This is a genomic window from Campylobacter concisus ATCC 51562, assembly GCF_000466745.1.
GTDB classification, from domain to species: Bacteria; Campylobacterota; Campylobacteria; order Campylobacterales; family Campylobacteraceae; genus Campylobacter_A; species Campylobacter_A concisus_B.
In genome coordinates, this window is record NZ_ANNI01000007.1 from 122,197 (window position 1) to 134,450 (window position 12,254).

Annotated in this window: 12 protein-coding genes; 2 read left to right on the forward strand and 10 right to left on the reverse strand. The window is 36.7% G+C overall.

Annotated features, from left to right (window positions below; genetic code table 11):
- The first annotated feature begins 8 nt into the window (after positions 1–8).
- Positions 9–1,292, forward strand: a complete 1,284-nt coding sequence (locus ATCC51562_RS06315) for a DUF262 domain-containing protein (RefSeq protein ID WP_021091316.1) — start codon at positions 9–11, stop codon at positions 1,290–1,292.
- Positions 1,289–3,085 carry a DUF262 domain-containing protein gene (locus ATCC51562_RS06320; protein ID WP_021091368.1) on the forward strand — a complete coding sequence of 599 codons (1,797 nt, stop codon included), beginning with the start codon at positions 1,289–1,291 and terminating at the stop codon, positions 3,083–3,085. The genes ATCC51562_RS06315 and ATCC51562_RS06320 overlap by 4 nt, the downstream gene beginning before the upstream one ends.
- Before the next feature lie 70 nt (positions 3,086–3,155).
- Here the strand turns inward: ATCC51562_RS06320 and ATCC51562_RS06325 are convergent, their stop codons facing one another.
- The 10 genes from ATCC51562_RS06325 to ATCC51562_RS06370 form a co-directional block, all read right to left on the reverse strand.
- On the reverse strand, positions 3,156–4,211 hold the full coding sequence (locus tag ATCC51562_RS06325; protein ID WP_021091327.1) for a glycoside hydrolase family 3 N-terminal domain-containing protein: 1,056 nt from the start codon (positions 4,209–4,211) through the stop codon (positions 3,156–3,158).
- A complete protein-coding gene (locus ATCC51562_RS06330) occupies positions 4,208–5,098 on the reverse strand; it encodes an NAD(P)H-dependent glycerol-3-phosphate dehydrogenase (protein WP_021091326.1) in 891 nt (296 codons plus the stop codon). The genes ATCC51562_RS06325 and ATCC51562_RS06330 overlap by 4 nt, the downstream gene beginning before the upstream one ends.
- Before the next feature lie 12 nt (positions 5,099–5,110).
- On the reverse strand, positions 5,111–6,532 hold the full coding sequence (gene gatB, locus ATCC51562_RS06335) for an Asp-tRNA(Asn)/Glu-tRNA(Gln) amidotransferase subunit GatB (RefSeq protein ID WP_021091383.1): 1,422 nt from the start codon (positions 6,530–6,532) through the stop codon (positions 5,111–5,113).
- Positions 6,533–6,695: 163 nt separating this feature from the next.
- Positions 6,696–7,379 (reverse strand): F0F1 ATP synthase subunit A, encoded by a 684-nt coding sequence (locus tag ATCC51562_RS06340; protein ID WP_021091324.1) that lies wholly within the window; start codon positions 7,377–7,379, stop codon positions 6,696–6,698.
- A 65-nt stretch (positions 7,380–7,444) separates the two neighbouring features.
- Positions 7,445–8,206, reverse strand: a complete 762-nt coding sequence (locus tag ATCC51562_RS06345) for a TSUP family transporter (RefSeq protein ID WP_021091413.1) — start codon at positions 8,204–8,206, stop codon at positions 7,445–7,447.
- Between the two features lie 154 nt (positions 8,207–8,360).
- Complete coding sequence (locus ATCC51562_RS06350; protein WP_021091394.1) at positions 8,361–8,897, reverse strand: superoxide dismutase family protein; 537 nt, start codon at positions 8,895–8,897, stop codon at positions 8,361–8,363.
- 66 nt (positions 8,898–8,963) lie between these two features.
- Positions 8,964–9,731 carry a TIGR02757 family protein gene (locus ATCC51562_RS06355; RefSeq protein WP_021091365.1) on the reverse strand — a complete coding sequence of 256 codons (768 nt, stop codon included), beginning with the start codon at positions 9,729–9,731 and terminating at the stop codon, positions 8,964–8,966.
- Positions 9,728–11,599: a flagellar hook-associated protein FlgK gene (gene flgK, locus ATCC51562_RS06360; protein ID WP_021091410.1), complete on the reverse strand. Its 1,872-nt coding sequence runs from the start codon at positions 11,597–11,599 to the stop codon at positions 9,728–9,730. Before flgK ends, ATCC51562_RS06355 begins: the two co-directional genes overlap by 4 nt.
- A gap of 3 nt (positions 11,600–11,602) precedes the next feature.
- Positions 11,603–12,034, reverse strand: a complete 432-nt coding sequence (gene flgN, locus ATCC51562_RS06365) for a flagellar export chaperone FlgN (protein ID WP_021091397.1) — start codon at positions 12,032–12,034, stop codon at positions 11,603–11,605.
- Between the two features lie 13 nt (positions 12,035–12,047).
- Positions 12,048–12,251 (reverse strand): flagellar biosynthesis anti-sigma factor FlgM, encoded by a 204-nt coding sequence (locus ATCC51562_RS06370; protein ID WP_021091299.1) that lies wholly within the window; start codon positions 12,249–12,251, stop codon positions 12,048–12,050.
- Between the last annotated feature and the right edge of the window lie 3 nt (positions 12,252–12,254).

Here is a 12,254-nt window from a genome sequence, read left to right on the forward strand (position 1 = left end):
GGAAAAGCATGGAAGCCGATATCAAGAATATCTTAAAAATACTTGATAAAAAATTAAAAATCCCAAGCTATCAACGTCCGTATACATGGAGTACTAAATCGGCTCTTGAGCTTTTTAATGATATTTTTAAAGAATACGAAAATAACAAAAACGAGTACCATATAGGCTCTGTTATATTGCATCAAGAAGCTGAAAATTATAATATTGTCGATGGGCAACAAAGACTTACTACGCTTACAATACTACTAAAATTACTAGGAAAAGAAAATTTGAATTTATTGAAGCAAACTTTTAACCCTCTCTCTTATAACAGTATTACAAACAATCATAAAATTTTAAAGCAAAGAGTGGAGCTATTAAGCGATGACGCAAAGGTAAAATTTAAAAATTTTATCTTAAAAAAATGTACCATGGTTGAAATCGTTGTAGATAATCAACCAGATGCATTTAACTACTTTGACTCTCAAAACACCAGAGGTAAAGCATTGGAGGTGCACGATCTACTAAAAGCGTATCATCTAAGGCACATGGCTGATACCGACGAGAATAAAAAAGTACAGATAATATCAGCTTGGGAAAACGAAAATAGCAATGATATAAAAGAAATTTTTAGCGATTTTTTGTTTCCTATTATTAGATGGCAGCGAGGTGAGTGTGGACTGGGCTACTCTAAAGACCACATAGATACTTTTAAGGGCGTAGATTGTGCATCGTCTTATAATGTAACGAGATACAACAAAGCAGCGATAAAGTTTTTAGAAAAAAGTGATAATTTTGCCTATTTTTTTAATTCACAAAAAAGTAGTAAATTTTTACTCACACAAGATTTATTAAGCGGAGAGTATTTTTTCAACTACACGGCTCACTATCTCGATCTTTGCCGTAAAGTAGATAACCTTATAAGGGGCAAATATAATGATAAGCTCACGCCTAGATATAAAACAGGCGACAAATATACGGTAAGACTTTTTACATGTCTAATAATAGCCTTTGTTGATAGATTTGGCTTTGATGAGCTTAGCAAAAATGTTTGCGCATTTTTTTATAGATACGTTTATACTTTGCGATTAGTAAAACAATCCGTATACCTAGAAAGTATCAACAAGTATGCTTTGGGCAATCAAGATGAAAATAATGGGCTAAATTTGTTTGAAAAAATATCCCATATGAGATCTCCTGATGAAATTTACGGCATTACGCTAGAAAGTATTGTCCTACGTAATGTTGTTGTTGGCAAAGAAGAAGGTGCAGGTTATGATGGAATAATGAAAGAAATGGGGATAAAAGAATGAAAAAAATTAACAGTTTAGAAGTAAAAGAAATTTTTAACAGTAAATACATTATACCGATATACCAAAGAAATTACGCTTGGGAAAGCAAACAAATAGAGGCACTTTTAGATGACATTAAAAACTATAAGGGTGTAGGTTATTTTATAGGAAGTTTGGTAGTAAGAGAAAAAGACGGCTTTTTTGAGGTCATAGACGGACAACAAAGACTCACGACTCTATTTTTGATACTAAAATACCTTGAATCTAAACAAGATATAGAATATACAGAAGATAAACTTAAATTTGAAGCCAGAGAAAAGTCAAATGTAACACTATCAAAAATTTGTAAAGATGTAAATTTAGAGGACTTGCCTTCTGCCGAAATAGCAAGTGGATTTAGCGTCATAAGGCAATATTTGGAAAAAAATCAGAATTTTGATAAAAATAAAATTTTAAACGCTAGAATTTTACGTGTGCCAGTTCCAGACGATACCGATCTAAATCATTTTTTTGAGATAATGAACACAAGAGGCGAGCAGCTCGAGGCTCATCAGATTGCAAAGGCAAATATTTTAAATGCGCTACAAAATGATAGCGATAAAAAGATCGCGGCTTTAGTCTGGGATGCTTGCGCAGATATGGATAGATATGTGCAGATGGGTTTTTCAACAGATATAAGAAAAGAAATATTTGGAGGAAATTGGGAGAAAGTTTGTGTTAGCCAGAGCGAGCTTTTTGGCATTTCATTAAACGACGAAGAAGAAAATAGCGAATCAAAAAGTCTAGATGAAATTTTAAAGCTAAATTTAAGCGCAAATAAAGCAGCGGAAGATAAGGATGAAAATATAAGATTTTCATCTATAATAAATTTCCCGAATTTTCTTTTGCAAGTAAATGCCGCCATAGACAATATAAGCACAGAGATAAGCACAAATGAACTACTTGATGATAAAAATTTGATTAAAAACTTACCAAAGCACTGGGGCGATAATGAAAAAGCCAAAAATTTTATCTACAATCTCTTAAAATTTAGATTCTTGTTTGATAAATTTATCATAAAAACTGACAATAACGACAAAAAAGACGGCGAAAAATGGTCTCTAAAAATGCTTAAAAAGTACTCCAATAACGGCAAAGATACCTTTGGCTACGTCGATACTTTTAGCGATAATAGACTGATTACAATTTTACAGTCTTGTTTACGTATAACATATACCTCGCCGCGTGCGATGGAGTGGATATATTCGCTACTTAAATCGCTTGCAAATAATGAATCAGTAAGTGGCATACAAGAGTTTTTGGAAAAATATGCAATAGGAAAAGTGTCTGAAGCCTTAAAGAACAGTAGCTCTTACCCAACATGCGAGAGGATTGTTTTTTCTTATCTTGACTATGTTTTGTATAGAGATTGTGTACTTGACAACAAAAACAATGAAATAAAGTTAAAACTACAATCTGCTTTTGATAAAATTAAAAATAAAAATTTGAAAACTTTACAAGAGTGGGAATTCGGCTTTAGAAGCTCGGTAGAGCATTTTTATCCGCAGCATCCTTCTGCGGGCAGTATAGAGCCTATAGAGAACAAAGACATACTGAACTCTTTTGGAAATCTAGCGCTTATAACTACTTCCGGTAACTCTAAATTTTCAAATCTAGCTCCATCCGCCAAGCTTAATACCTATCCAAGCATCATAACTCAAAGCTTAAAGTTAATTCTAATGTCAGAGTGCATAAAAGGTGGTAATTTGGATGAATATAAACAAGCAATTGGCAAACATGGCGAAGAGATGTTGGGTATTTTGCGCAAAAGCTAGATGATATAAAATGAAAACATATAGGAGATCAAAAAATATTTAATCTTACACCTAAAAAATATCAAATATTTTAAAGTTTCGCCTTTATAGCCATTATCCTCTTGTATGAAGCGTCAATTCGCTCTTTGCTGATCTTTTTCTCGTTTACTGCATCGACTATGATCTGAGTGACTAGATCGGCTGTTCTTTGGTTGTTTATCTTAAACTCGCTAAAAAGTAAGATATCGCCACCAGCGTTTATAAATTTCACCACTTTTTGCGCCAAAGCTTCGTCGCCAACGCCTTTCATCAGCATATCATCGCTGATAACCACACCATTAAATTTAAGCTCATTTCGCAAGAGATCGGTTATTATTTTTTTAGAAAGTGTGGCTGGATTGTCCTCGTCGATGCCTTTTACAAAAAGGTGTCCGACCATGATGATCTGCGCTCTACCAGTACTTATGGCGTCTTTATATGGCAAAAGTGCATCTTTACTTAGCGTGACTTCGCTCTTGTTTTTATGCGAGTCCTCTTTTGAGCTACCATGCCCTGGAAAGTGCTTAAGCGTCGTTAGGATGCCCTGCTCTTTAAATGCGTCCATAAAAGCATCAGCATAGATCACCACCTTGCTTGCATACTCGCTAAACGCTCTTTGCTTAGCGGCGATGATCGGTGAGTTTTCATCGTGCAGATCAACCACTGGGGCGAAATTTAAATTTATGCCGCACTCTTTTAAATTTATAGCCATTTTTGAGTAGAGATCGTATGCGCTTTTGATATCAAGCGTGCTTGCGACCTCGTATGCGCTAGGATATGGACCATCAAAGCTCTTATCCTTCATGCGGCTAACATTGCCGCCCTCTTCGTCGATAGCGATGAAAATTTTAGGGCTTTTCTCTTTGATCACCTTTATGCTAGCTTTTAGCTGAGCTTTGCTAGTCACGTTTCTACCAAGTAGCATCACACCGCCAAACCTCTCATATCCAGCGTCGCTTAACATCGCACGAAACGCAGCGTCTTTTGTGCTAGCTCCGTTAAAGCCAACCATTATCATCTGCGAGACCTTGGCTCTTAGGCTCACCTCAGCACCGTTTAACCCCAGAGTAAAAATAGCCATAAAAAGTATAAATTTAAAAGCTCTCATCTTCTTCCCAAAAGCGATTTTACGCTCTCAAAAACATCTTTGCCATTTAGCATATTTTCAACCTCGCTTGCGATTGGCACATATATGCTCTTTTCTTTAGCAATCTTGCTAATAGCTCTTGCAGTATCCACGCCCTCGGCCACCTCGCCAAGCTCATTTAAAATTTTCTCTAGTCTCTCGTGCCTTGCGATGCCAAGACCTACGCGGTAGTTGCGTGAAAGTATCGATGAGGCAGTTAAAAACAGATCCCCTGCACCGCTTAGTCCCATAAATGTCTCATCTTTTGCGCCAAAAAATTTACCAAATCTAGCCATCTCTACAAGCCCACGCGAAATGAGGCTCGCCCTTGCGTTATTACCAAGACCAAGTCCGTCACAGATACCACCAGCTATGGCGATCACGTTTTTATAGGCTCCACACACCTCAGCGCCGATCACATCATCAGAAGTGTATGCTTTCATATAGCTTGGGAAAAATGAGGCAAATTTTAAAGCTAAATTTTCATTTTTAGAATTTACCACCAAAGCGCAAGGAAGCTTCTGCATGATCTCTTTTGCAAAGGTCGGTCCTGAGAGAAAAGCCAAATTTTCTCTATCAACAAAGTCTTCATAAATTTCATTTAAAAATTTAAGATTTGCCGTGTCTATACCCTTGCTAGCGACTAATATCTTTTGGCCTTTGTTTTTGTAGTTTTGCTTTAGCCATAAATTTGTAGCTTGCGTTGGGATAGTGCAGACTAGGTATTCGCACTCCAAAGCTTCATCCAAGCTTACAAAATTTGGCATCTCTCTTGGCGTTCTTGAGCTGACGACACACTCGTTATTCTCACTAAATGCGTGAAACAGCGCACTGCCCCACTTGCCAGCTCCGATGACTGCTATGCTCATTTTAGCCCTTTTTTAGCCTATTTTGGCCTTTAAAAGCTCATTGACCTTGCCTGGGTTAAAGGCACCCTTGCCCTCTTTCATCACCTGACCGACAAAGAAGCCAAACATCTTATCTTTGCCGTTTTTATACTCTTCGACTTTGTCGGCGTTTGCAGCTAAAATTTGATCTATGATCGCGATGATCGCTGAGTCGTCACTCACTTGTTTTAAGCCAAGCTTTTCGATGACGCTATCTACGTCCACGTCATTTTCCATTAGATAGTCTAGCACCTCTTTTGCAGCCTTGCCGCTTATCGTTCCGTCTTCTATGCGTTTTAGTAAATTTATCATTTTAGCACTATTAACTGGGCTAGTCTCGATCGTTACGCCGTTATTTAAGCGACCAAGAAGCTCGACTATGAGCCATGTAGTAGCAAGCTTTGGCTGAATTCCGGCAGCAATTAGTTCTTCAAAATATCTAGCCATCTCGACGCTTTGAGTTAAATTTAAAGCATCACTCTCTTTTACACCTAGCTCACTAACATATCTTGCCACCTTTTGCTCGGCAAGCTCTGGAATTTTTATCGCTTCATTATACATATCTTCTGAGATCTCAACTGGCAGTAAATCAGGGTCAGGAAAATACCTATACTCCGCACTATCCTCTTTGCCACGCATAGATCTTGTCACTAAATTTGTCGTGTCAAACAACCTTGTCTCTTGATAGACTTCTTGGTCGTATTTGCCATCTTCCCAAGCTGCGCTTTGGCGCTCCACTTCGTAATCGATCGCCTTTTGGATAAATTTAAATGAGTTTAGATTTTTTATCTCAACCCTTGTGTAAAGCTTAGTGTCGCCTTTTGGACGAATAGAGACATTTGCGTCGCAGCGAAAGCTACCTTCTTGCATATTTGCGTCGCTGATGTTTAAAAAGCGAAGGATTGAGTGTAGTTTTTTAAGATAAGCCACCGCCTCATCACTGCTTCTAAGATCTGGTTCGCTAACTATCTCAAGAAGTGGCGTGCCAGCTCTATTTAAATCAACTAAGCTCTCCTTTTCTTCGTGGATGTTCTTGCCAGCGTCCTCTTCAAGATGCGCTCTAGTTACACCTATGCGTTTTTTAGTGCCATTTACGTCGATTATTAGCTCGCCGCCTTCTACGATAGGTATCTCAAACTGAGAAATTTGATATGCCTTTGGAAGGTCTGGATAGAAGTAGTTTTTTCTATTAAAGACTGATTTTTTATTGATCTTAGCATTTATCGCTGTGCCAAAACTGATAGCCTTTTTTACAGCCTCTTTGTTTAGCACAGGTAGCGCTCCAGGCAAAGCTAGGCAGGTCGGACAAACGTGAGTGTTTGCCTCGTCACCGAAGCTAGTTGAGCAAGAGCAGAAAATTTTAGTTTTTGTATTAAGCTGAGTGTGAACTTCTAAACCGATAACGACTTCAAACATATTTTTACCTTTAAATTTATACAAATTTTTAAGGCGTATTTTAGCGATACTTTCTTTTAAAATATCTAAAAATGAGCGCTTTGACTGGAAAAATAAAGAATGTGATTTAAAAATTTAAATAGTTTTAAAAAGGAAAAGCCATATAAAAATATGGCTTTAAATTTTAATGCTCGTGCTCACTAATAGCAACGGCACCAGCTAGATAAACGTAAGTTAGCATCATAAAGATAAATGTTTGCAAAACAGCCATAAGCGTTAGAAGCGCAAAAGCTGGAAGCGGAGCAAACCAAGGTGCAAGTGTAAGCATCGCTAGCAAGAATAGATCGTCACCCTTGATATTACCAAAAAGACGAAATGATAGCGAAACTACACGTGAAAGATGCGAGATGACTTCGACTGGAAACATAATAGGAGCTAGAAATTTATTCGGCCCCATAAAGTGCCCAAAGTATTTGAAAAATCCATTTTCTCTAATGCCCTCAAAGTTGTAATAAACAAATACAACTAAAGCCAAAACTAGAGTTAAATTTAGACTTGATGTTGGTGACTCAAATCCAGGAATAATACCTACAACATTTGAAAAAAATACGATAAAACCGATAGTTGCAACAAGTGGAAGATATTTCCTTGCTAGTTTTTCACTGCCTAAAGTATCTCTTCCCATCGATATAACGCCCTCCAAATAAGCTTCAACTATATTTTGAAGACCTCTTGGTACAAGCTGCATCTTACTCCTTGCTATATAAGCAACTACGATAACAATCAAAGCTACAAGCAGAAAGTGAAATGCATAGATAAAGGCGTGGGAGCTATTTAGGAAATTTGAAAATAAAAACAAATCTTTCATTAATTTACCTTGGATTTAGAATTTTGCGTGATTGTAACAAAATTATTGTTAAAACATTTTTAATTTTAAACTCTGAAATAATCGAAAACCAATTTACAAATAGTCACTGCAACTACCACTAGAAACATTGTTCTAATAAATTTTACCTCTTTTTTAATGACAAGATTTGATCCAAAATATGCGCCTAAAATTTGACCAACTGCCATCAAAAGTCCAACAGCCCAAAGCATCTGTCCGCCAGCTATAAAAATGCCAAGAGCAACGATATTGCTAGTAAAATTTAAGAGTTTCGTATGAGCGACAGCTTTTTTTAAATTTAGCCCAATTAGTGCCACTATCGCAAATGTCCAAAAAGAGCCTGTTCCTGGACCAAAAAAACCATCATAAAAGCCAAGTATCAGCCCAAAAACTACATAAAATAGCTTCTCATTCATCTTTGCAGCTCTATCATTTTCGCCGACTTTTGGCATAAAAAGCGTGTAGATAAAAATAGCAATCAGTAAAAATGGGATAATTATCTTTAAAAAATTTGTATTTAAAAATAGGATAACCACCGCTCCGATGATAGCTCCAATGAAAGTAAAAACGATACCTACAAAGCACTCTTTATAATTAATTAATCCCCGTTTTGTGAAATTTAGAGTCGCTGTAAAGCTACCAAAAACTCCTTGGAGCTTATTTGTACCAAGTGCAAGGTGTGGCGGCACACCCATCGCCATAATAGCTGGAAGCGTTATAAGCCCACCTCCACCAGCGATAGAATCGATAAAACCACCTAAAAACGCAGCTACAAAAAAAACGACATAGCTAAGTAGATCAAATTCCATTTTTTGCTCTTTTGATAATTGAAATAAAAGCAGATTGTAATTTATTTGTACTTATCTTTTTGTAAAATTTTTATATTTGAAATGAGAGATTTTTAAAATTTATAAATTTTAACGAGCCTTTAGATCTAGCTCAAAGACTCGTTTATTAAAGTGATTACTTAATAACGCCACAAAGCATTCTAGCGCCACCGCCGCCAAGTGCTTTTGGGTTGTCGCTGTGGTTGTCGCCACCAACATGAACCATTAGTGAGTGACCTTTTAGCTCGTCAAGACTTTTTATCTTTGGGGCTAGCACTGGATAGTTCGCATTGCCCTCAGCATCTACGTAAAGTGCTGGCAAATCGCCTTTGTGGCCCTTGTCGTCCCATGCAAAAGAGTGCATCTTTGTGCCAGCTGGATCCCAGTGACCGCCTGCTTTCATGCCAAGGCCTTTTTCAGTCGCACCACAGTCAGCATTTTCATGGATGTGAAAGCCGTGTAGTCCTGCAGTAAGTCCCTTTAAATTTGGAAAAAATGCAACGCCGTAGTTTGTCTTAACAGCTACTACTTCGCCGACACTCTTATCGCCCTTCTCGCTTAGCTCATTAACAGGTATAACTAGATGCTCTCCAGCTTTCGCATCAAAGTGATGACCTTCGTGAGCAAAAAGCAAAGTTCCCAAAACTGCACTTAGTAAAACGATTTTTTTCATACAAGCTCCTTGTGGATAAAATTGTACGGCAAGTCTACCCTAAATTTAAAAATTTAGCAATAATTTTTATTGATTAAGATTTTTTATGATAGTTTCTAACTCTTTACTCTGCCCTATTCTATAAAGCGCAAAGTCGTATTTTATCGGATCAAACTCATCAAATTCTCTAAGTTTTTTTGTAAGATCCATGACTGCTTTGAAATCGTAGCTCTTTCTGTTTATAAGTCCTAAATTTAAAGAAACTCTATGCGTATGAACATCAAGCGGCATCAAAAGTTTATCTTTTGGTAAATTTTTAAATAGCCCAAGGTCGATGTCGCTATCTCTAACCATCCAGCGAAGATACATGTTATAGCGTTTATATGGGCTTTGTGGCTCCCTCTCAAAACTCTTACCAAAGAAAAACTCATATCCATCCGAGCGGTAAGAATTTAGCTTATATATAAATTTTATAAGCTCATTTACGCCCTCTATCATCTCGCCATTTTTTGCAAGACCTTGGCGTAAAATTTTCTCTATGTCACCCTCTTTTTTAAGGCGTGAGAGAGTGATAAAAATTTCTCTCACATCATTTTCATTTTGAAAGCGGTATTTGAAATTTGATAAATTTTTCTTGATATTTTGCTCGCTCTCATCAAGCAAACCAAAATCAAGCGAATTTAGAAATTTTACTATCATTTTTGCGTTACCATAAGCAAATAACGCACAAATGAGCGCTATGTTTGGCTCTTTAAATTTAGTGGCTACTTGAAGTGGATCTGGGGCTTCAAATAGCCCCAAATTTGTATTTTTACTAAGTACGTGCGAGTCTAAAAGGCTCTTTAGCTCGCTCATTGTTTTAGTGAAAGAAGCGTGTCAAGCATCTGATCAACGGTCGTGATGATCTTTGCAGCTGCGCCGTAACTAGCTTGAAAGCGGATCAAATTTGTAAGCTCTTCATTGGTATCTACGCCACTTGTTGATTGAAATTCCTCTTCAGCTGTCTTTTGCAAAGACGTATTTGTATCGTGGATCGTATTATTCGCCTCTGTATCACTCGCCATGTCAGTCGTAAGATAGCGGTAATATCCCTCGATCGTCTCATCTCTATCAAGCGCTATACCACTTGAGTAAAAGGTCTGCTTTTGATACTGAAGCTGGATCATTTTATTTGCAACTTCATTATTTCCGATAACTGGCTTTGAGTAGGCACGAAGCTTTGTGTGGTCTTGGGTAAAATTTTGATTTATGCCGATACTATTTGAGTCAGTACCTGAAAAAAATCTATTTATGCCAACAGCACCTGGGAAATTTGTACCGTGATCGACTATTGATATGCTATAAAGCCCTTGAGCTTGTTTTGGAATGAGAGAAAATGTGCCTTTTTTAGTATTTTTATCATAAAAATATGACGCCTCAAAAAAGTCATCAACGTCATTTAGCATATTATTGTCTTTATTGTCATCTGAGTTTGAGTTAAAGTCTTTGACGATAGAGTTGCCATATCTTGTATCATTCATCGTCGTCGTGCCATTTACATTTATAGTTTTTCTGGCCACGACATTACCTTTGTTATCATAAACAATAGCTTCAAAACTTCCGTTTCTTATACTATTATCATGATTCATCAGCGTCTTATCGCCTTCTAAATAACTTATCGGATCTGAGTTAGAAATTTCAACTGCGGATTCGGCATAGATATTATTTGTACTTGTTATCAAGGTTTTACTAAATGTATTTAAATTATCAATGTATTTTTGGATCGTTCCGTCGCTAAATTTATCATTATCTGGCTCGTAGTTTCTACCCCTAAGATCAAGTGCAGCTCCGATTTTACCACCTGTAATCTTTTCTTCCATTGGGATTCTTCTGCCATCTTCTCTTTCATAATAAATTTTTGTATATCGTCCACTTTCAGTTGAACTCATAGAAATTTCATGAAAATTTACACCATCAACGACACTTACGCCACCAATGTTTAGATTGTAGTATTTTCCTTGATCTGTTATTCCTGTATCTACCCTAGAATTGCTCTTTAGATCACTTTTATAAACTGCTGTATTTACCAGCTTTGACATAGCAAGTTCAAGCTCATCACGTTTATCACGAAGATCATTTGCATTTATTTTTATACCAGCGTCCGCACCTGATTCTATTCTTTGGATTTGCTTATTAATATTTGCTATTTGTCTGCCTAGCGAATTTATCTCATTTATATTTATTTTTATCGTTTCATCAATCTTTTCATGCATATCATAAAGCATCTTTGACGAGCGGTTAATACTTGCAGTTAATACACTTGCTTTATTTATCAAATTTACTTTCTGAGCACCAGCATTAGGGTTTGAAGCAAAGTTATTCCACGCGGAAAAATACTCCTGGATATCCTTCACCATTCCATTATCTTTTAGATCAGGAAAATATTTTGTAGCTTCTTGCAAAATTCTTTGTTTATAGGCTGTATTTTCTAAATTTGACGATGAGTATTTTAGTCTTGAGTAGGCAAACTCATCATGAAGCCTTGTTATAGTATCTACTTGTGTGCCTGTGCCAACTCCACCAGGGACTGTATTCATCGCTGGAGATGCAGATTGGACAACACGCTGCCTCGTATAGTAGTTGCTATCAGCGTTTGCGATATTATTTCCGGTTGTACTTATTTGAAGCTGGGCTGCATTTAGTCCTGAAACACCCGTGCCTAATGACATAAAAATATTAGCCATTTTTTAAACCCTTGATTTATAAAAATTATTATCTATGCTGTTTCCATCTTGGCCGTATTCACTTGCTTTAGTGCCAAAAATTTTTTCATTAAGTGAGTCAAAAAATTCTTTAACGGCAACAACATGTCTTGCATATTCTTTATTGACTTTATGTAAATTTTCAAGCTTTGAACGCATAAGTACAAGCTTTGACTTCACTTCATCATCTAAAACACTAGCAAGTGTAGTCGTACCGCTCTCTTTTGATACCTTTAAAAGCTCTTTATCTAGTGCTCTTTTTGTATCTTCAAATGCACGAACTAAGGCATTTTTTTTCTTTACACTCTCATCAACACTTGAGTGCTTAGCTTCTTTTATATTTGCGATATCTTGTATGGTTAAATTTATGAGCTCATCAAGCTCGCCTATAGCCTCGTCCAAAAGCTTTTTTATCATTTAAATTCCTTAATTACAGCAACGCATCAGCCACAGCCCTAGCCGTTTTTGAGATATCAACCTGATAAGTACCATTTTCTATGGCATCAGCTATCTCTTTTAGCTTTGCGTTTTCGTTTGTTCTTACTTCTTTACTCTGAGTTTCGACCTTGGCATCGCTATTTTTATTTAGCGTATTTGCCTGAAAATTTGGTCTTTGATTTAAAGGCCTTATCATATT